The organism is Rhizobium sp. L43, assembly GCF_002531725.1.
In the GTDB taxonomy this organism is placed as follows: domain Bacteria; phylum Pseudomonadota; class Alphaproteobacteria; order Rhizobiales; family Rhizobiaceae; genus Rhizobium.
This window is the reverse complement of sequence record NZ_NWSQ01000038.1, coordinates 15,323-35,884: the sequence shown is the minus strand read 5'-3', so window position 1 is coordinate 35,884 and position 20,562 is coordinate 15,323. Positions and strand designations below refer to the sequence as shown.

Below are 20,562 nucleotides of genomic sequence, written 5' to 3'. Positions count from 1 at the left end.
GGAACGAAGTGTTCATGAGGCAGCTGTTGACGATGAAGCGGTAATGATGCCGCCGGTTAGCTAGGTTATGCGTAACGGAATTCGGAGCTCATAAAGGTGCGCAATCCAGCGCCGCTTGTTGAATTAGCCCGGCTTTTCCCGGTCCCGCCACGCCTTTGCAAAGTGCATGATTCAGCCAGTTAACGAAGGACCGTTTGTGAGGGCTGGCAGGAACGGTGTCACCTATCTGTTCGAGATACGCGTAAAATCTGGCGGCTGCGCTGTCCAATCCTTCGCCGCGAACGATACTGGGCCGCTTCAGCTGCGTGTCCACGGCAGGCAATTTGCCAAGCACTTCGGCGCGACCGACTGTATCTGCGATGTCGTCGGCGATCTGATACGCATGCCCGAGCAATTCCCCCACCTTAGACCATGGGGCCGGATCAACATCACTTGCCAGGGCACCGCACGTGGCCGCTGCGACAAAGAGGGAGCCGGTCTTGTAATGGTGATAGCGGTCGATTGGGACGTGCGTCATTGCCTCCATCGACTGTCCGGCGATCAGTCCGTGACTGGGGCCGACCGCCTCCGCAACCACCTCGATCATGCGCGCGCCCAACTCAGGTGTTAGCGCAGCCTGCAGGCTGAGGTATTTGAAAGCCATCACAATCAAGGCATCGCCAGCCAAAACGGCGATAGGCTCTCCGAAAAGCCGGTGCACCGTCGGTCTGCCGCGGCGTAGCGCGGCGTTATCGAAGCAAGGCAAGTCGTCATGCACCAACGAGGCACAGTGTAGCAATTCAATTGCTGCCGCGGCTCTTGTCGCCAGCTCAGGATGTCTTTCGCCGCACACATAGGAGACTTTCAAGCAGAGCTTGGGGCGCATCCGGGAGCCACCTGGAAACACTGCCGCGTCTAGCGCTCCACGCAGGTGAGCCGGCGCAGCCGGACTTAGAGCACTATCCATGGCAGCTCGCAGCGCATGCTCGATGAGCTTGTCGCTATCGCCAACGACGTCGGCTTGGTGATTCGAAATCATATCGCATCTCCACTTTTGAGACGAAAACGAACATCGGGCCTAGTCCAACCGGTGCCAAACAAAAGGCCAATTTCGCTGTGTCTCTTCAGGTTCCAGGGCGCCGTTAAGTTTAGCGGGGTGCGGCGGCCAACATGCGGCACCGGCGTCACCAATGAACCCGCGTGCCAGTGGGAGCCCTAACTCGGCAAGGCGATCTCCCGCTGGAATCCCTCGAAGCAGTCCCATTCGCGGCGACATGACATCTGGACGAATTCGGTTATTTCGATCGCGTGCGAAAAACATTGGCTCTGGCGGCGCTGTCGGCCAGAATGGCATTGCTCTCGACGTCTTGATCCAAAGCCGAAGAGGCTCCCGCGCTGAGCAGTGGCTCGTGACAAAGCTCTTTGGATCGGCTGCACGCCGCCGCGCGTGATGATCGCTGACGAGCTCCGTTCGTAGGGTACGACATGGGCGAAGATGGGCCTTACATCTAAAAGTGTTGGTCATCGTCGATAGTAACCACTGGAGCTTGGACCGGAACCATTGCCGGCAGAGATCTGGGCTCTTACAAGCAATTGATGTGCCACCAGAGCATTGTTAGTGAATGGTTCAATGGCGGCAGAAGGCGCCTTCCGGTGCTCACCGTGTGTCGGGAGTCGTAGATTGTGCCACTCCGCCTAGTATGTGAACGCCGTCAACCTTGCGAGCGATCCGTCCGAAGGCCGACCCAGCATTGGGAGTGAATTGGGTCGAGCTCACAATGCACGTCGGCACTTGCATCATGCCAACCTGTCAATGTGCGCGATCGCACGCGACTGTTATCTTTGCGTCAATTGCGATCGAACCAATGCTTTTGACGCTTCACGAGGTTACGCTGCCGATAGACCCAGCGGAGAAGAGGACTGAGCCCTTCCTGTTGCTCTTCGGCGCGATGTTGCCGAAGCCTTAGACTCGACCGGCTTGGCGAGGATTTCGGCGCTGCCGTAGCCCTAGTCGGCCGGCAGGAAACCGCTTCGAGAAGTCGGTCCCCGACCGCCTTTTGCTAGCGGACTAAAAGGTCGGAGCAGGTGGATATGCAGCGCTCTCCTTCGATAGCTTGGTTGAAGGAGGCGGAATTTCGAACCTACACGCTTGCGGGAGCGGTAACCGATATGGGTTCTTGGCTGGGTGATCTCCAGCACGGCGGAGCTTTCCCAGCTAGCCAAATGGGATATCCTGGGACGGGGAAATGGATCGGTTTTCGAGATTATTTTTTATCGTCCTCAACGATGACGGCTTAGAAGATGTTGAGCATTGAATGTGAATTTTCGCTCAAATTCGACGCTAACCTAGATGATTCAGTGGCGGGTGCGGCCATAGCAACAGATCTTTCACGGAACTGGGCGACCGGTCTCAGCGCCTGTTTTGCATGCATTCCTGAAGCAATTTGGCTAAACCCTCAAATATTTGCTATAACGCAAAAAATGCCCAAAATGGGTATTTAAAACGGTTGTAGTGTGGCGATGACAAGTGGTTCAAATCCGCTCAGTTGGCGCACGCCTACAACGAGTGGCAGGAAAACAGGGACGTGCGGTGACGGAAGATCTAACAAGCTACAGAAGTTCGAGAGGCCTCGTCAGCACCGCCGATCCGGAGGTTGACAAGCCGATCTGTCGAAAGCCAGGTTTCGACGGCAAAATTACATCCCTGGGACACATGGAGGAATTGATCAGCGCGTTCCTGAAAAAGACACGCGAAGCGCAAGGCCTGTCTCGTGCGGACGTTGCTCCAATGCTTGGTCTGTCCATCCCTGTATACGGACGCTACGAGCGGGCATTTTCCAAAATGACTGTTACCCGGATGATCCATCTGTGTGAGATTCTTGGCTTTATGCCTATCGATATGATCTTTGAAGCTGCGCCACATCTTTGGGGCCGTACATCGGAGGAGGCCGAGGATTGTCTCACACTGGCTCGGGTTCTCAGGAGACTTCCGAACGGCACGACGCGCGATCTTATTCGGCTCCTGCAGCGAATGATCCCCGATGACGACGATAGCGACAGGGGTCAGTGATGTAGCGGAGACCGTGAAGTGAGCTGGGTTTGTCTATGACGCCCCCGACCAGTTGCAGTATTGGTGATAGCCGGGTGTCGCAGCCGACGCGCTGTCGTCGGTGTGCAGACACCCACAATCTCACAACTTAGCTTTTCACTCGCATTTCCGTCTGAACACAATACGTGCCGATTGCGCAATATTCGATCGTTGGTTGGCGTCGATCTTGCTCGATGCTCGAGCGGTTCGTCGACGAGCGACGCCAAGTCTATTTGCATGCGCTTTGCTTGTATCCATTCGGTGGAGACCCCGCCGGATGGATACCTTTGCTTCGACAGTAGGGTCTGTGATTAACTCCCACATTGGGTTCTCCTGCTCAATGCCATGTGGGTATTCGAGCTGCCGGCGCGCATGCTTTTTTCAATTACTAAATCGAAGCCTGTCCTCTCCGCGCCTCTGTTTCATCGCGCGATCCCTTTGTGCCATTCGGCTCGGAAATAGCCTTTCGACATCACGGATCAGGTTCCGCGAAAAGGGGTCGAGTCGCCGAGACGGGAAACGCAGCTAGACAAACCTCGCTGTTCATGGCTGCCGCCCTTCAGAGGTACTATGAGGGCATCGCCTAGGGCAGCCAACACGCGCAGCCGTGATTGGTTGGCCGTGAGCCGAGAGTCTCCACGTGCAGGACAAAAGACCACCATGCCCGCACACGACGTCCCGGAAGGTGTTCATAGCCAATTTGGCGCAATTGTATAATCCTTGCGTGAAGCGATTTCGGTGTTGGCTAGATCTATGTACTTGCGCTCACTGATATATTTGAGTGAACGATAGCAAGCGGGTGAGGTTCGCGTGGACAAAATTGCGCCAAATGAGACCGAAATTCAAACATTGGTGGTTCCAAGCACATCACTTTCCGGGTAAAGAGCTCTGGCGCATTTACCTCAGTCGGAGCAATGTCAGGACCATCATTGAAGCAATGGATTAATGAACTCGGTTTGCAACAAGTCGATGATCCAGGCATAGACAAGCCGGTCTATCGAAAACCTTTTGACGGACGGATTGCACTTAGCGCCGAACTCGAAAACTTGATCAGCATCAGCCTTCGCGAAGCCCGCGATAAGCGAAAACTCCCGCGCTCGAAACTGGCGCCCTTGCTTGGCATCACTAAGCAGGTCTACGGCCGGTACGAAAATGGAGTATCCCGCTTGACCGTGAGCCGACTGATTCATCTGTGTGAGGTTTTGGATGCGACTCCGGAAGAGATTATCGCCCCGGCGGCACCTTATCTTTGGGGCGAAACTGAAACCAAAGCGGTTCTGCTGTTGGCTACTATCGTGAAGTTGCGGACTTTCGATGAAGAGATTTTGCAAGATATTTACAGCTTACTAAGCCGCATAGACGAGACCGGTAGCGATAGCGGCGATGGTGCTGTGAAAGTCGCGTCTACCAGCGCCACTGCAGACGATCGCGAATAAGGTGTAGATCGCTCGCGTCAAGAAACAGAACGTGCGTCCGTCCCTGATGAAGTTCTATCAGAAGCCGCGACCAAACGCTCGCGCCGTTGCTGGTTGCCGAAGCGAGCTTTGCGCAGGCGGTTAGGACTAGCTGCCGACCAATTATCGCCACAGCTCTGCGGGGCATAGGTGGGTAAACGGGGAGGCGCATGTTGGGTCAACTGGTCCAACTCATCCCTGCTCTCGGCCGCTGAAGGGGTTGCGCGGTCGTCTTACGCGGCAAGGAGGAAGGTCACGTCAAAGCCTAAGAAACCCGTATATTCATCATCCAAAGCATCGATGATTTCATTGACACAATTAATTTTACCAATCTCCCATGATGATGCATTAGGAATCTTGATCTCAGACGCGAGTGACGGCGAAACCTTCGACGGTCCGGACTGGCTATAGCGCGAAGAGCCGACATGCAGCGGGGTGACCGCTGCTTCAATCAAACAATGCGTGCTTCAAAATAGCAGCAAGAAATACCAAAGGAGGTCTTTGCATGCGTTCTGAGCTGCGGTGGAAGCTGTGCTGGGAAAACGAGCTGGACATCATCGACCATGTCGATCCTCCCGAGTTCTTTCGCAAAGCTTATGGGCCGACCGGGGTCTTCAATACAAAGCTTTTCAGCGGTAGCCAAAGCTGGGCAAGGCGCGCCGACAACGTGCATTGGCAGGCGACGGGCGTTGACAAAGGCGCACGCGCGGCGATGAAGAGCCAGCGGCCAGCCGTCCTGTGGTTCACCGGACTTTCCGGCTCCGGCAAGTCCACAATCGCCAATGCGCTCGACCGGTTGCTGCATGCCCGCGGTAAGCACACCTACATCCTCGACGGCGACAACGTGCGCCACGGGCTCAATCGCGACCTAGGCTTCAACCAGTCTGATCGCGTCGAGAACATCCGCCGCGTCGCCGAGGTCGCTAAGCTGATGGCCGATGCCGGGCTGATCGTGCTCGTATCCTTGATCTCGCCGTTCCGCGGCGAACGCCGGATGGCTCGCGAACTGATGGAGGAGGGGGAGTTCATCGAAATCTTCGTCGACACGCCGCTCGAAGAATGCGCGCGGCGCGATCCGAAGGGGCTTTATCGGAAGGCGTTCGCTGGCAAGATAGCCAATTTCACCGGCGTTTCCTCACCGTACGAGATCCCTGAGAGCCCTGAGAGCCCTGAGTTGCATCTCGAAACGGTTGGCCACGACCCTGCGGCGTTGGCGTTTGAGATCGAACAGTTCCTCGAAAGGCGAATGGAGCAAAGTGACGCATGATTGTGAGAGTGCGGAGGCTTAAGCATTGGCGGCTTGAGGCGGCCGCGGCGGTCCTTGGCTATTAACTACGCGGTGGTCGTTGCAGCCCCAGGCGGGCCGCGCCAACGTCCGATGCTATTGTTGGCTTCAGCATGAGACAGCCGATCACGCGCTCACGGCCGGCTTACTGAAACGGAGAAAAGATATGTCTGATGCAAAGCTGCAGGGCGTGCTTTCGGCTCTTTCGCCGGTGGCGAGACAGCTAAATGCGCTACCCTCCAATCAACCGGGGCGAGATGCAAACTGCGTTAAACTAAACACGAATGAGAATCCATTTCCGTTGCCGATGATGGTGATGCAAAGTGCGCTGGCGGCCCTCGAACGGCATTATCTGTATCCCGAAGATGACAATCTGAGTTTGCGCGACGCAGCCGCCAATGCGTATGGCCTCTCCCAGGATCAGGTGATCGCCGGGAATGGCTCGTCTGAGCTGCTCGGGCTCATCTACAGAGCATTCCTAGACCCGGGAGATAGCGTGGCGATGATATCGCCAGGTTTTTCCTTTAACCGCAAACTTGCCATGTTGCAGGGTGCTCGACTTCTCGAAATCGAATGGGGCGAGTCTTATTCTCTGCCGATCGAGCAGCTGCTTCTTGGTCCAGCAAGAGATGCAAAATTCATACTGCTGGCCAATCCGAACAATCCGACCGGAACATTCGTTCCCGTGGACGAAATCGACCGCCTCGTCGCGCAATCTGACCAATTGATAGTGGTGGACGAAGCGTATGTCGACTTTGCGCCCGATGATGCCCTGCGCCTCGTCGATCGCCATTCAAACCTTCTGATATTGAGAACATTTTCGAAAGGCTTTGCAGCCGCTGGAATACGTGTTGGTTTTGGCTTTGGTCATCCTGAGCTTATTGAGAGGCTCCGCAACCTCCAAAATGTCTTCAATATGAACGTAATCGGCCATGCGGTGGGCATTAGTATCCTTTCGCACCGCGCCGACTACCACGAGAACCACAAATATATTAAACATGAAAGACACAGAACGACGACTGCCTTGTCTCAATTGGGCTTTTCTGTGATCCCGTCCCACACAAACTTTTTGCTTGCTCGGGTGCCCCCCGCACAAGATGGCAAATGGTGGCAAGCGTCTTTGGCTAGGCAGAACGTACTTGTAGCCGTCTTTCCCGATTCCGGATTGGAAAATTATATTCGCGTCAGCATCGGCACCAGAACCCAAATGGATGCGTTCCTTTCAGCTGCCAGGGACATCATTTCTGGAAGCATGAAGACGCAGAGCTAGCCGGTTCGAACTATTGCTCACTGCTTGTCACGTGGCAATAAGATCACAAATAGGCGCAACACAGTAAGGCATGCGCAGTCTCGATTCCCTTGATTACGCGTGTTGTTAGCGCACGAGTGGAGCACCCGGTCACAGACGACATGGCCAATTGGACGGCTCTATGTAGATAAGACCACGGCTCCATTGTTTGGATGGGGCGCGGCAGGACGAAAATAGCTATCTCTGGGGCTGCGACCGCGGCTGGAACGGATCTTTGCCGTCCGGCGGGGTGCTCGGCCTGGGCGTAACGGCGAATATGCTGCAGAAATTAAGACGGATTCAACGGCGCGATCCAAGTCGATGCCTACGGGGGCTACTCTCACCTGGTTACGCCAGACCGCATGCGCGGTAATCCGCTGAGGCTCGCTTTCTGGTGGGTTCATGGCGCCAGAAAGCTGATCAAGGCAAAGCCGAAGAAGGGCTCGCCTATCGTCGACGAGGCGTTGCTGCGTATCGCGGCTCTTTACAGGATCGAAGATGGCATCCGCGGTTCTGATCCCAAAATCGTAAGCGTACTCGGAAATGAGCACGTGGGGATACGCCACCACCATCCCCTTGCGTGGATGACTGGAGAGGCGATGGGTCAAACATGGTTGTTAGTGATGGGCCGCTCAATGGCTATTTTTGTCGGGTTTCATCGACTTACGACAAAACTTGGTATGTCCAGCCGTGCACCCAAGCGGTCGAATCGTTGATTAACATCGGCAATTGCTCCGGGATCTAAATTGGCACAGCTCTTGATACTCCTCGAATCAAGTCCAAGAGCAACACACGTGGTCAGAGCAAGTTGTGTAGCCCTTCCGGCAGTAACGCCGGAGTTTCTGCATCGAAAACTCTGTAACGACGGTGACGATGTTTGGAGGCAAAGGATGCGGCGGCAGAGCTACAGAACTTGGGTGAATGCATTCTGTCGAGGCCGCGGAGCCGACAGGTACCTATCCTTTCAGCTTTCTTTTGGTTCCGCTCATGCAATTCCCTAAATCAATCGAAGAAGCGCATGCAGCTGAATTTTACCAATTCCTCGAAAAAACTCAGGGCTTAATTCGATCCCCGAAGCTTTTCGAATTGTTGTGTTCATTTGCTCGGATTCTCGAATTCCCATGGGTCGCCTATCATCGTCAATCGGGCGATGAAATCCTAAAGATGGTCCGCTGCAATCCGCCTGCCGTCAGCTATCCTGATGAGTGGCAGGATCATTATGCCAAGATGGGCTATGACAGAATTGATCCCATCATCAAAAAGAGCCGAAAGCAGGCGGACGCTTTCCGTTGGAGTGAAGCGCACAATGACATGATCAAAACGGAACTGGAACGGCGATTTTTCGAGGAGGCTGCAGCGTTCGGTTTGAGGTCAGGGGTCAGTGTTCCATTGCACGGTCCCGGAGGTAGTTTTGCGATTATGAGCTTTGCTCGGCCCTCGTCCTGCGAGCCCGAGAATAAAATGGTTACATATCTGAAATTTGCGGCTGTGCACTTCCATCTGAGTGTCGCGGATTTTGCGAAGCGGGTTGCGGGAAAATGCCCCGAACTTACTCCAAGAGAAAGAGAGTGTATTCTCTGGGTAGCAAGGGGGAAGTCTTCATGGGATATAGGGCGGATACTTGATATTTCTGAGAATACTGTAAATTTTCACATAAAAAATATAACGCGGAAGTTGGATGTCAGTAGCCGAACGGTCGCGGCTTTGAAAGCAGCAAGCCTTGGAATTATCGAATTGTAGGACCAACTCGGGGTGTGGTCCTGCGTCCGGCCGTTGCGGGGCGGCCATCGGAACCTGTCTTCGGTCATATCGCAACTGCTGATGTTGGACTGGGCACAACGCTGCCGTCCGGCAGTAACGGCAGCCAAACGTGTATCCGGCACGCGCTGAGCCTGTAACCAAGAAACGGTCTATGACGATACTCCCTTTGCAGGTAGGTGCAATGGGTCGCCGTTGTCGGCTAGGATGCCAGCCTACAATTGTAAAGGGTTAGTGAAGGCAGACCGGGAGCGGTTCGACTAGTTCACGACCAGATGAGACTCTGCAAGTTTCTTATGGAGGAAGATCATGCCTCAAGAGAGTAGTTCTAACTCGCTACTGGAATTTGAAACCCTCGAGTCAAATGTGAGGTCATATTCACGATCCTTCCCTGTGGTGTTCAGAAAGGCGGCAGGAGCCATCCTCGAAGACGAGAATGGTTTTGAGTTCATTGATTTTCTTTCCGGCGCGAGTGCCCTTAACTACGGTCACAACGACCCCTACATCCGAAATGCTGCAGTGGAATACCTGCAATCGAATCGGATCGTCCACGCGTTAGACATGGCAACATCAGCGAAACGAGAATTTATCAAAAATTTTGACCATATAATTTTGCGCCCGCGCGGGCTGGCGTACAAATTTCAGTTTACCGGCCCCACGGGTGCCAACGCTGTTGAAGCTGCTTTGAAACTCGCACGTAAGGCAACCGGCCGGCACAACGTAATCTCGTTCACAAACGGCTATCACGGAGGGAGTTTGGGGGCCCTTGCCGTAACCGGCAATCGCTATTTCCGAAATGCAGCAGGTCTTACCCCTGCCGGCGCAGTTTTCATGCCCTACGACGGCTACTGGGGAGCCGACAACGATACGTCCGACTACTTGGATAAGGTGCTTGCTGATAGTAGTAGCGGAGTCGACTTGCCGGCAGCTATTATTCTGGAAACTGTTCAAGGCGAGGGAGGTATCAACCCTGCAAGCACAGACTGGCTGCAGTCAGTTGAGCGGCTCTGCAGAAAGAACGACGTCCTACTGATTGTTGACGACATTCAGGCTGGCTGCGGCCGAACTGGCGAATTTTTCAGTTTTGAGTCTGCGGGTATATCCCCAGACATCGTGCTTTTATCCAAATCCCTCAGCGGTTATGGGTTACCTCTATCGCTTCTGCTGCTCAAATCCGAATTGGACGTTTGGCAGCCAGGTGAACACACTGGGACTTTCAGAGGCAATAACCTTGCACTCGTGACGGCAAGTGCTGCTTTGCAAAAATACTGGACAAATGAAAACTTATCTAAGGGCGTTATCGAAACAGGACGCCAGCTCATGGAGCGCCTTCGGGAAGTTGCTCAAAGCAACCAACGTTCTGAACTTGCCGTGCGGGGAAGAGGCATGATGTTGGGGCTCGACTGCCGTACGGGGAAACTAGCGGAGAAAATCGTCCGCCAAGCCTTCGAACAAGGACTGGTGGTAGAGCGATGCGGCGCGGAAGACCAGGTAATCAAGCTTCTTCCTCCCTTGACTATCGACAGTCAAACTGCCCAACGCGGTTTGGACATCCTGGAGAAGTCGGTGCGGGTGAGCGTTTAAAGACAAACCTTGGTCTCTCGTTTCGGCCGATCAGCGTACAACTTGATTATGGTGGCCGATGCGAGGGCTTATCTTTGGCGATTCCGGCCGCGGTTCTGCCGCGTAGTGGGAATTGTTTAGGTTTTTTTTTGATAACCATCGGTCCTCCGCATGGCATTGAGCGAACAGTAAATCTGCGGTCGTCCCCGATCTTGCCGTCGATCACCTGCGACAGAGCCTCGATCCGCTGCAGAGATCACGCGCGCTCATCGCCACCACGTCAGCAAACCTGGGCAGTATGACATTCGAACTTAGCAGAAACAGAGCACTTTCTATTTGCGGCTACACCCTAGCCGCTACGGAAATTCGAACCGGAAGCCGTGTGGCCTTCCTCACCATCCGTCTTAATGCCAAATGGGACAAGCAGAGCCGCGGCTTCGCCGGTCGGCAGGTCGACAACCGTGATTGCGCTCGCTGCAAGGAAACGCCGCTCGTTTTTGGTAAGGCCTTCCGCATCAAGTACTGCAAAGTGGGGGCCGTGGGAGCGCTTGATGATCTGTCGAGCGTAGATCCGGAGCATTTGATCGTTGAAGCGGCAGCCAATGAAAAGAAAACCGCGATCTGTACGCCGTTCTTTCACCATTTCAGGAATTGGCGTCTGGATATCAATTTCGGTTAGGACTTCCACGTAATCGGAATCGGACACTAGAAAGTTCGAGGCTGGCATAACACTGCCGTGCGGCGCATAGAGGACCGTCTTTGGCGCTGAGACGCGTTCGACGTCTCTCCCGGAGAGATCGTAAGTTTTTGTCCAAATGTCGCCGCCGCCGTTCGCACGCGTGACGCCTTGCATCTCGACGACATCCGTTCGACCGGTCTTCGCGAAAGCCGCACGCATTGTCCCGTCGTACCAGCCGTCGACGATAAGGGAGATCGGCAACGTCGCGAGCCAGTCGTGGAGGGCCGTCGGCGCCACGGGTGCTCCAAATATTTCTGCCATCCAGGTCTGAAGCGTCCGGCGATGCCGTCGCTGTTCAATGAACTGCGCGACTGACCACATATTGCTGCGTATCCTGGAGGGAGCAAGTGTGCGTTTGTTGAGTGCCGCGGAGACGGCTTCCGGGGTGTCCGGTACAGGTGGTTCCGTGGATTGCAGCCGAAGGAGATCCGGACCGAGATAGGGAATGATCCGATCCGCAGCGAGCGCTTCCTGAAGCAGCTTAAGTCTTTTTTCCGCGTCACCGTTGCGAACGATTAGGAGACGGTCCGAGGTCAAGATTGTGTTCATGCTGGTTTCTCTTGTCTGTCGTTGCAGCATCAGTCCTCGTCAGGAATCTTCCTTGCTTGGACGGTGATCGGCAGAGGCGTATCCCGCGATAGCTTGGGCAGGACGAGCCTCCAGCCGTTCCTGAGTGTGACCGTGCCGCCCCACAAGTCATCAGTCTCGACGTCTACGATCGGCTCTTCGAGATCTTTCTTTGGTACGTAAGCCGACAAGCCGGCGCTCGTTCTGCGAATCATTATCTTCATGTCGCTATTCCTTCGTTGGGGGCCCCGCGATTTCAGCAGCGCCGCAAGCAGCGGCGTTGTCTAGGCTCGTCAGTTCACGCGCACGCATGCCGACGATAGTGCCATGTTCGACCCATTCGACGGCATAGATGTAAAACTGCTGGAGAAAGGTGCCGATGTCGCGCACATAGCCTTCGTCGCCCTTCCGCACCAAATTTTCGCCGATGTTTTTGCCAGCATAGGTGCCGTCATTCTTTACGTGAAGTCTGGCCCTCACCCGCTCGCCGGGTATAAATCGTGGAGGCTTGTGGATTTCGACCTCCTGTTCACGTCCAAGGCCCATCGGCGTTCCTCCTTCTGGGAGCTGCAGGATGTCATTGCAGGCGGCTTCTCCGCAGGAGCCCCGACCCATGCTGAAGGTCAAATCGCAGGTGCGGCGGCGACGCAGGTCTTCGGCACGGGACAAACCTCCGCGCATTGCTGCGTTTCAAAGGTGCCCTTGCATTCGGTGCATTTTTCCGCGTCGATAACGTAGATCTCTCCTTTAAACCTGATCGCGCCGGAGGGGCATTCGAACTCGCAGGCACCGCACTGGGTGCATTGGGACGCTATGATCCTGAAGGCCATTTTAAAACTCCTGAAGATGTTGGATTAAGAGCGCTCACGCCGTCGCTGCTTGTGGTTCGACGCCAAACTTGGCGGCGTAGAGGGTGCCGATGGCGGTCTCGATGTAGTCATAGCAATAAGCATCCGTTGCCCGAACCCCGGCCTCCGTGAGCCGATTCTTAGGGCACTCCCCGATCTTGGCGCATAGCACGACGTCAATGCCCTCCAGCGCAGTTATGATGGCGTCGAGGGTGGCTTCCTCGCCCATGCCTCCGAGGCAATACTGTTCAATCCTGCGATGCCCGACGTAGGTGATGCCTCTCGACGAAGCTTCGTATACTTGGAATTCCTTCGCATGGCCGAAGTGCTCGTTGATGCGACCGCCACCCTTTGTCGCGACCGCGACGTGGAGGGACCCGTCGCCGGCTGCTTTGACTGTCTCGATTGCCTCGCTCTTGGCGGTCGCGTGATCGCCGCGTTCGCGCGCGACCACTTCCCGATAGGCCTCGCGCTTATGGGCGTCATAGGTGATCTCTTCTGGAATCGGGTCGAGTGCGAACTCCTGGCCGCGATCATCCCCAAGCAGGCCGACGGCGTCGGCCCTGCACTGCCGACAATGGCGCATCAGCTTTGCGCCGCCTTCGAGACGATCCTGGAGCGCCTTCAATTCGAGCGCCCGCGGGCCGCGCTGTCCGGTCAAGCCGTAGTAGGTGCCATGGGCCGGATCGGAAATAAGCGGCATGACGTTGTGCAGGAACGCCCCCCGCTCCTTGACCCATTTGTTTACCTCGACCAGGTGTTCGTCGTTGACGCCAGGGATCATCACCGAATTGACCTTAGTGAGGATGCCGCGCGCGGTCAGCATCTCCAGGCCCAACATCTGCCGCTCGTGCAGGATTCTGGCGCCTTCGATGCCGGTGTAACGACGGTTGTGGTAAAAGATCCAGGGATAGATCTTTGCGCCGATTTCAGGGTCAACCATGTTGATCGTGATTGTCACATGATCGACATTCATGTCGACAAGTTCGACGACGTGATCCGGCAGCGCAAGCCCGTTGGTGGAGATGCACAGCTTGATGTCGTGGATCTCGCCCGCGACTCGTTCGAACGTTTCCTTTGTCTTCTTCCAGTCGTAACAGGCATCGCCCGGTCCGGCGACACCCAGCACGGAAAGCTGCGGCACTTCGTTGGCGACGGCAATGACCTTGCGCCGCGCTTGGTCTGGCGTCAACTTTTCCGAGACTACCCCAGGCCGGCTTTCGTTGGCGCAGTCATATTTACGGTTGCAATAGTTGCACTGGATATTGCAGGCTGGTGCGACCGCGACATGCATGCGCGCGAAATAATGGTGAGCTTCTTCTGAATAGCAGGGGTGGTTTTTGATCTTCGCCCAGATAGCCTGGTCCATGTCGGCCGGCTTTGTGGACACGCCACATGACGAGGATGTGCAGCCACTCGGTTTCGCGGTCACCAGCAATTGATCCGAGGATGTCGTGCTGGTCACACTCTCAAGCGAAATCATCGGTGCGGACATTGAATGCTCCGTTGCTAGTTGACGTCGCGTTTCAAAACGCAAAAGCCATGCCATCCCAAGCATTGGATTTCGCTTCAATAATTTGCTTATTGTTGTTCGATTCCGACCGTGTTCTGACACAGATTTGTCGAGCTTTCGACAGTCGACAAAGGAGTTGGCCGAAGCCATAAAACCAGGCATTGAAAATGCGAGAAGGTCCAAACGTCACTTGGACGCTTAAAGCTTTTTCACCTCGATGCGATGCTGGCGTAAAGCATAGCCGACCTGACGTGGCGTAAGGCCGAGGATACGAGCCGCCTTGGCCTGAACCCACCCGGCCTTTTCCATCGCCTCGATCAGCCGGTCCCGTTGCGTGAGGCGCGAGTCCATTGCGGGACAACCGGAACCGTTCGGATCACAGGCCTTGACGGAAGACACCTCGTCCGACGCACCGACGTTCCCGCTCGAGCGCGGCGATGCAGCCGGCATCACATTGCTCCGGGCACGCCCATCGATGGTATTGCCGCTGGGCGACCCGTCGGTTCCTTTCCAGAGGAGCGACGAAAGGCACTGACTGTTCTTGCAGGCAAAATCAGACGAAACGATCGAGCTTGAACGTGCAAGGGTAGCAGTCCTTCGCACGCAGTTTTCGAGTTCCCGGACGTTGCCTGGGAAATAGCATTGCGACATCACCTCGATCGCCGACGGCGAAAACGTAAGCTCGCTTTCGTTCTCCTTGTTGAATCGGTCAAGAAGAGCTTTCGCAAGGCGTGGAATATCGCCGGGTCGCTCTCGAAGCGGCGGCAGGACAATTGGAACTACGCTGATGCGGTAATACAGGTCGGCCCTGAATTCCGCGTTTGCAACAGCCATTTCGAGGTTTTTATTCGTGGCGCATATGAGCCGGACGTCGACCGCAAGCGTCTTGGTCCCGCCCACTCGCTCCAGCTCGCCTTCCTGCAGGACGCGCAGCAGCTTGGCTTGAAAGGCGGGCGAAATCTCGCCAATCTCGTCAAGCAGAAGCGTTCCGCCATTTGCCAGTTCGAAGCGTCCGGCACGCTGCGCGATGGCCCCGGTGAAAGCGCCCTTTTCATGCCCAAACAACTCCGATTCCAGGACGCCTTCAGGCAGCGCGGCGCAGTTCAATTTGACGAACGGCTTGTTTCTACGAGGGGAAAGCTCATGGATCGCCTGAGCAAAAAATTCCTTGCCGGTGCCGCTTTCGCCCCGCAGAAGCACGGTGGAATTCGTCCTTGCCACCACCGAGACTGTTTCAACCACCTGCTGGAGAGCCGGGCTATCCCCGACAATCCCGTCGATTTTGACGGGTGGATGTCGGCCCGGGGCGCCCCTTTGCGTGTTGATCGGCTTCTCCGGTCTCTCTTGTTCGCCGATAAGTCGCCGACTCTCCAGGTTCAGGAAGCGATGAAGCCGGATCGTCCGGCTGACCAGATTGGCGACCATGGTCAGAAAGCGAACGTCCTCGTCGGCGGGGAAGGGGGCGGCGTCGTTCCTGACGCGATCGACCGATATTGTGCCAATTATTTTGTTATCGGCTTTTACCGGAACGCCAACAAAAGAAATCGGGACGGTGCCGCTGCTCCAAGGCGGTTGCGGATCAGCCTGAAACAATTCGGACTTGCCAACATCCTTTACAATAAAGGGCATACCGGTTGTCACGATATGGTCGATTACGGCCTTCGGTATAACGCCTCGAGCGGCTGATTGAGAGGGTGGGGGGATGTCGCCAGTTGCGGCAATCTCGGGATGACCTCCAGCGTCCAGAACAACGATTGCTCCCTGTCGAATCTGCAGAAAGGAAGAGAGGACGTTCACGACGTTGGCAAGCGTGATCTCTAGCCGGGCGGGGGCAGTTAGGACCTTTGATATCTCGTAGATTCCGCTGCCCGCTTGGCGCATGGGTCCAGCAGGTAGCGCAGATAGGGGCTCCACTCCATCGACCGATCGCGCGGGCATGTGGGTCATTATATAGCCTCGGGTTGTCTAATTTTCTTATAACCCTTGCTTGCATGTATTTATAGTAATTTCTAATGCCAATCCGCAACGCGCACCTCTGCAAGTTTCCGATGCGCCTGTCTGCAAACCCAGTTGGTTCTGAGTCGTTGAGTTGCAAACCTTTATCCGAACTTGAAGAGAACGCCGAAACCGCCTCTCGGATAGTTCCACTCGATATCTCCACTTGCCTCACAGAGTACGCGGCACGTGCCGCACTCCATGCACCCGTCGGCGATAACCTCCACTTGGCCCTGGTCATTCAATTCGTAGCACTTGGCCGGACAGACACCTGTCAGGGCATACAGATTTACGCTCGGCCACTCGTGTGGACGCACCCTAATATGCGGACGTCCGGCATCGACCACATATCGATTTTGGTAAAGCTTGTCCTCTACGCGTATGTTCGTCACTGCAACCGTCATCTCATCTTTCCTTTATCGCCACGCGCGCGCCAAGCGGACCGCATCACCAAACAGCCCCCAGCGCGAGCGTGCCTTGATGAAGGTGGCCGTGGTCGCCCGTTCCTTGTCGATCTTCGGGGTGCCGTCCACTCGCACAAAGTTCTGTGCGGCCTGCGACAGCAATTTTGGATAAGTCGTGAAGAAATTGCGGGAATTGGTGTGCAGCAGGGCAGGCATGTCCTTGTACTTCCGCAAGTCTTTGATGACGAATGAATTTTCAAGCATCGACTTGTAAAGGGAGAGGTGCTCCTTGACCATCGGCTTCTTGCGGTTCTTGATCTGGACGATTGCTTCGCCGGCGATGCGCCCCGACGTCATGGCGAGGTTGGACCCCTCGCGGTGCACCGCATTATTAAGCTGTGCCGCGTCGCCGACGACGACCCAGCCGTCACCAAAAAGCTGCGGAATTGCCTTGTAACCACCTTCTGGAATGAGATGAGCCGCATATTCCTTGACTTCCGATCCTGCGATCAGCGGCTTGACCGAGGGATGGGTTTTGAATTTTTCGAGCAGGTCATAAGGACTTTCCATTGTTGCCGCGAATTCGGAGACAAGGCAGCCAATCCCGATCGAGATCGATTCTTTGTTGGTGTAGAGGAAGGCAAGCCCGGCCATGTTGCGAGAGATCGTGCCAACTGCCTCGATGACGCAGCCTTCATTGGCCTTGAGGCCGAACCGCTGGTCAATCACCTCTTCGGCCAGGAAATGCATTTCCTTGACGGCGAGCGCGACAGTTTCCGGCTTTGGCGTGTCACGCAATCCAGCCCGCGTGCCGAGCAGTCCATTGACGCCCTCTGCGAGAACGACCACGTCAGCAAGGATCACGTCGCCGGCGCGGTCGGTGCGAACGCCAATCACCCTGCCCTTTGGATCTCGAACGAGTTCCGTCACGGTCGTCTCGCATAGAAGAGTAGCTCCGGCCTCGCGCACCTTGCGTGAAAACCATTTGTCGAATTGGGCGCGAATGACCGTGTAGCGATTGGGTCTTGACTCGTTGAAGTCGTCCGACCGGTATTGCATACCGATGTGGGATGAGTCGTCCATCATCCAGAAGCGCTGCTCGACCAAGTGCCGCTCCAGTGGCGCATCATCCCGGAAGTCCGGCAGGATTTTCTCCAGCATGTCCGCGTACATGATGGCGCCCTGCACATTCTTGGAGCCCGGATACTCGCCGCGCTCCAATTGCAGCACCTTCATGCCGCGGCTCGACATCGTGTAAGCAGCTGCGTTTCCGGCCATGCCGGCCCCGATAACTATGGCGTCGAAGTTTTCCTCGGTCATGGGGCGCCCTCAGTTTGCAAGCTTATCGCGACTGTGCGGCGACAGTCGATGGGTGAATAGTTCCGTCAATGACGGCAGTAAACGGATCGCATCGGTGACCACGCCAAGGTGAGCGAAATCAAAAATCGGCGCGTTAGGATCGGTGTTAATGGCTAAAATAAGATCAGCTCCCTCGACGCCAACGCGATGCTGGATGGCGCCGGAAATGCCGGCCGCTATGTAGAGCTTCGGCCGGATAGTTTTGCCAGTTTGGCCGATCTGCCGATCAGCAGGCATCCAGCCCTTTTGGACGAGGGGGCGCGAACAGCCATAATCGGCCCCGATCGTCCGCGCGAGTTTCTTCATAAGCTTCACGTTCTCCATCGCGCCGAGACCGAGGCCTCCAGCAACCACGACATCCGCATAGGCGAGATTCGCCGTCTCCGACTGACCATCAGACAAGAAACCGAGGACCTTAGTGACGATCTCTTCCTCGATCATCGACACTTTGTGTCGAATGACGCGTCCGATCTTATTATTTCCGCGCGGCGGCATGGCCATGACCCTCGGACGAACCGTTGCCATCTGCGGCCGGCAGTTGAGCGTGTAGATCGTGCACAGCAAGGAGCCGCCGAAAGTTGGCCGGGTCGCCGCAAGCGAGCCGTCCGCATCCACATCAAGTTCGGTGCAATCCGCCGTGAGCCCTGTCAACAAGGTCGTCGCCACGGAACCGGCAAGGTCGCGCCCGAGCGTCGTTGCCCCTAAAAGAAGGATTTCCGGTTTGTAGTTAGTAACCAGATCCGTCAATGCTTTGGTGAAGGGCTCGTTTCGATAGTCGGCGAGCAGTGGGGCCTCGATGAGGTAGGCAAGGTCGGCGCCATATGCAAAAGCCTCGGCGACGGCAAACCACGTGGCCTCTTCCGGCGGTCCGAGAACGACGCCGGCAAGCTGGACGCCCAGCTTGTCGGCGAGTTTGCGGCCTTCGCCGAGCAGCTCGAAGGAGACGGGATGGACCTGGTCGCGCTCCAGCTCGATGAAGACCCAAACGTGCCGATGGTCCTTAAACTGATCGGGCAGCTCTTTTTTCATGGCGGCACGGCCAACGGCTGGAGGAGGGCTCTCTCGATTCGTGCTCAACATCGTCGCTCCTTGCCTTTACGCTTCGCCGTCAAAGGCGAGTTCGCTTTCGAGCGCCGGCTGGCGCAAAAAGATCCCAGCGATCAACTCCTCCGCGAGATCGCGCGGCGTTTTTTCCGCGGTATCGATCTGCTCCGCCTTTTCCGGCCGCTCAGGAGGGGCAAAGACCCTCTTAACGACGGTTGGCGAGCCACGCAGGCCGCACTTGGTGAGGTCCTCTATGCCAGCGTCGGCCGCATTCCACTTCACGATCTGGCTGCGCGCGGCCCGTAGCGCGTCATCGAACGAGCCGCGGCGGATTTCGTTTGTGCCTTCGAGCATTGTAATCAGGCAAGGGAGCTTGCTCAACAGCGTCTGCGTGCCCCCTTCCGAGCGGCGCTCCACCGTAATCTCGCGCCCATTGATGTCGACAGAGACGATTTTCGCCACGTAGGTGAGCTGCAGGAGGTCCAGGCGCTTGGCGATGCCAGGCCCAACCTGGGCGGTATCGCCGTCGATGGTCTGTTTGCCCGTAAAGACGATATCGGGCGTACCGAAGGCCTCTCCGATCTTCGCGATGGCTTGCGAAAGAGCAAACGAGGTTGCCAGAGTGTCGGAGCCGGCAAAATGACGGTCGGTCAAGAGTACGGCGCGGTCGGCGCCGTAAGTGAGCGCCTTGCGCAACGCGTCCTCTGCCATGGGCGGCCCCATGGTGAGCACGGTCACCTCGCCTCCATGGCGGTCGCGCAACTGGAGTGCCTCCTCAAGGGCGAACAGATCATAGGGGTTGATGATGGTTGGCACCCCCTGACGCATGATTGTGTTCGTCACCGGATGCACTCGTATTTGTGCGGAGTCCGGTACCTGTTTGATACAGATAACTATGTGCATGGCGGTTTCTTACTCCCTCCCTCTATGGGTGGCCGGCTTGTCAGTACATATGCTTGCGTGCATCATTCGTGCCAACCGTTTGGCATTCGCTATCCCCTTGAAACGGCTTTAATTCCGGCGTTGCTAGCATATGACTGAATTGTAGGCTTCCCGACATTGTCGTGTCGCAACCGTGCTCATTCCTTTTCGAACGGCTTCAGGAAGGAGTCCAACGGGATAATGGTGCGGCCGGGTGTGACAGGTCTGTCCGGATTGTGGTCCCTGAGCACCTTGAAGACCCGGTGCGTGAGCGGCGCGGAGGTGGCGAAATCACAGTAGGCCCTTTCCAGTATGGCACGGGCACGAGCAGCGATTACCTGGTCAGGGAGATGGGAGAAGTCCTCTGCCGCGAGGTATTGGCCCATACGCTTCATGATATGGAGTCGTGAGACATCGAGAACCTTCGGGTCATAGCGGACCCCGAGGGCTGCGAAGAACTCCTCCGCAGCTGAGAGACATTTCAGCCGATTGAGGATATCCTCGACATTGATGGGACTGCTGTCAGCGGAGCAACGGCACATAAGATTTCCCCTTGTCGTGAGCGGTGATCTCGAGACCGTTCTCCCGTAGCTTAAACTGCAACATACGGAATGCGCGGTTCGACGCGGTTTCCCGCAAGGCAGTCGCGTTGCTACTGGAATCGGCATAGGCTGGTGGTCGAAATCGATCCACCGATGGTGTCGAGAGATCCAATAAGATGATGTGGCGCGGGACGCCCTCATGAACACGCATTGGC

At 56.0% G+C, this 20,562-nt stretch carries 18 protein-coding genes and 3 pseudogenes; 8 read left to right on the top strand and 13 right to left on the bottom strand.

Features of this window, described 5'->3' with window-relative positions:
- Positions 1–88: 88 nt before the first annotated feature.
- Positions 89–1,018 (bottom strand): polyprenyl synthetase family protein, encoded by a 930-nt coding sequence (locus tag CO667_RS31370; protein WP_097622043.1) that lies wholly within the window; start codon positions 1,016–1,018, stop codon positions 89–91.
- A gap of 1,551 nt (positions 1,019–2,569) precedes the next feature.
- Here CO667_RS31370 and CO667_RS31360 point away from each other — a divergent pair.
- Together CO667_RS31360 and CO667_RS31355 are read left to right on the top strand one after the other, a co-directional pair.
- Positions 2,570–3,049 carry a helix-turn-helix transcriptional regulator gene (locus tag CO667_RS31360; RefSeq protein WP_097622041.1) on the top strand — a complete coding sequence of 160 codons (480 nt, stop codon included), beginning with the start codon at positions 2,570–2,572 and terminating at the stop codon, positions 3,047–3,049.
- A 947-nt stretch (positions 3,050–3,996) separates the two neighbouring features.
- Complete coding sequence (locus CO667_RS31355) at positions 3,997–4,503, top strand: helix-turn-helix transcriptional regulator (RefSeq protein ID WP_063856477.1); 507 nt, start codon at positions 3,997–3,999, stop codon at positions 4,501–4,503.
- Positions 4,504–4,754: 251 nt separating this feature from the next.
- On the opposite strand, the gene CO667_RS35110 is transcribed toward CO667_RS31355, so the two are convergent.
- Positions 4,755–4,976, bottom strand: coding sequence for a hypothetical protein (locus CO667_RS35110; protein ID WP_143540776.1), 222 nt, complete (start codon positions 4,974–4,976; stop codon positions 4,755–4,757).
- Between the two features lie 50 nt (positions 4,977–5,026).
- Here CO667_RS35110 and CO667_RS36055 point away from each other — a divergent pair.
- The 6 genes and pseudogenes from CO667_RS36055 to ectB all read left to right on the top strand — a co-directional run.
- Positions 5,027–5,167, top strand: a pseudogene (locus CO667_RS36055) (adenylyl-sulfate kinase); the annotation flags it as partial.
- 6 nt (positions 5,168–5,173) lie between these two features.
- Positions 5,174–5,788, top strand: a pseudogene (gene cysC, locus CO667_RS31350) (adenylyl-sulfate kinase); the annotation flags it as partial.
- A 184-nt stretch (positions 5,789–5,972) separates the two neighbouring features.
- The gene (gene hisC, locus CO667_RS31345) at positions 5,973–7,076 is read left to right on the top strand and encodes a histidinol-phosphate transaminase (RefSeq protein WP_088396963.1); all 1,104 of its coding nucleotides are present in this window, start codon (positions 5,973–5,975) and stop codon (positions 7,074–7,076) included.
- A gap of 232 nt (positions 7,077–7,308) precedes the next feature.
- Positions 7,309–7,615: pseudogene (locus CO667_RS31340) on the top strand (transposase); the annotation flags it as partial.
- Between the two features lie 400 nt (positions 7,616–8,015).
- Positions 8,016–8,834, top strand: a complete 819-nt coding sequence (locus CO667_RS31335) for a LuxR family transcriptional regulator (protein ID WP_097622039.1) — start codon at positions 8,016–8,018, stop codon at positions 8,832–8,834.
- A gap of 327 nt (positions 8,835–9,161) precedes the next feature.
- Positions 9,162–10,436, top strand: coding sequence for a diaminobutyrate--2-oxoglutarate transaminase (gene ectB, locus CO667_RS31330; protein WP_097622038.1), 1,275 nt, complete (start codon positions 9,162–9,164; stop codon positions 10,434–10,436).
- Positions 10,437–10,764: 328 nt separating this feature from the next.
- Here the strand turns inward: ectB and CO667_RS31325 are convergent, their stop codons facing one another.
- The 11 genes from CO667_RS31325 to nifW form a co-directional block, all read right to left on the bottom strand.
- Positions 10,765–11,703: an SIR2 family protein gene (locus CO667_RS31325; protein ID WP_088396960.1), complete on the bottom strand. Its 939-nt coding sequence runs from the start codon at positions 11,701–11,703 to the stop codon at positions 10,765–10,767.
- A 29-nt stretch (positions 11,704–11,732) separates the two neighbouring features.
- Positions 11,733–11,945: a putative nitrogen fixation protein NifT gene (gene nifT / locus CO667_RS31320; RefSeq protein WP_007636888.1), complete on the bottom strand. Its 213-nt coding sequence runs from the start codon at positions 11,943–11,945 to the stop codon at positions 11,733–11,735.
- A 4-nt stretch (positions 11,946–11,949) separates the two neighbouring features.
- Positions 11,950–12,267 carry a nitrogen fixation protein NifZ gene (locus CO667_RS31315; RefSeq protein WP_007636887.1) on the bottom strand — a complete coding sequence of 106 codons (318 nt, stop codon included), beginning with the start codon at positions 12,265–12,267 and terminating at the stop codon, positions 11,950–11,952.
- Between the two features lie 77 nt (positions 12,268–12,344).
- Complete coding sequence (locus CO667_RS31310; protein ID WP_082366400.1) at positions 12,345–12,551, bottom strand: 4Fe-4S binding protein; 207 nt, start codon at positions 12,549–12,551, stop codon at positions 12,345–12,347.
- Positions 12,552–12,585: 34 nt separating this feature from the next.
- Positions 12,586–14,064, bottom strand: a complete 1,479-nt coding sequence (gene nifB / locus CO667_RS31305; RefSeq protein ID WP_097622037.1) for a nitrogenase cofactor biosynthesis protein NifB — start codon at positions 14,062–14,064, stop codon at positions 12,586–12,588.
- A 216-nt stretch (positions 14,065–14,280) separates the two neighbouring features.
- On the bottom strand, positions 14,281–15,963 hold the full coding sequence (gene nifA, locus CO667_RS31300; protein ID WP_097622036.1) for a nif-specific transcriptional activator NifA: 1,683 nt from the start codon (positions 15,961–15,963) through the stop codon (positions 14,281–14,283).
- Between the two features lie 218 nt (positions 15,964–16,181).
- Complete coding sequence (locus CO667_RS31295; protein WP_007636883.1) at positions 16,182–16,481, bottom strand: ferredoxin family protein; 300 nt, start codon at positions 16,479–16,481, stop codon at positions 16,182–16,184.
- Between the two features lie 12 nt (positions 16,482–16,493).
- Positions 16,494–17,801 carry an FAD-binding protein gene (locus CO667_RS31290; RefSeq protein ID WP_097622035.1) on the bottom strand — a complete coding sequence of 436 codons (1,308 nt, stop codon included), beginning with the start codon at positions 17,799–17,801 and terminating at the stop codon, positions 16,494–16,496.
- Between the two features lie 9 nt (positions 17,802–17,810).
- Entirely contained in the window at positions 17,811–18,920 is a 1,110-nt protein-coding gene (locus tag CO667_RS31285) for an electron transfer flavoprotein subunit alpha/FixB family protein (RefSeq protein ID WP_097622034.1), read from the bottom strand.
- A gap of 15 nt (positions 18,921–18,935) precedes the next feature.
- The gene (locus tag CO667_RS31280; protein WP_097622033.1) at positions 18,936–19,787 is read right to left on the bottom strand and encodes an electron transfer flavoprotein subunit beta/FixA family protein; all 852 of its coding nucleotides are present in this window, start codon (positions 19,785–19,787) and stop codon (positions 18,936–18,938) included.
- 176 nt (positions 19,788–19,963) lie between these two features.
- Positions 19,964–20,347: a nitrogenase stabilizing/protective protein NifW gene (nifW, locus tag CO667_RS31275; RefSeq protein ID WP_007636875.1), complete on the bottom strand. Its 384-nt coding sequence runs from the start codon at positions 20,345–20,347 to the stop codon at positions 19,964–19,966.
- Between the last annotated feature and the right edge of the window lie 215 nt (positions 20,348–20,562).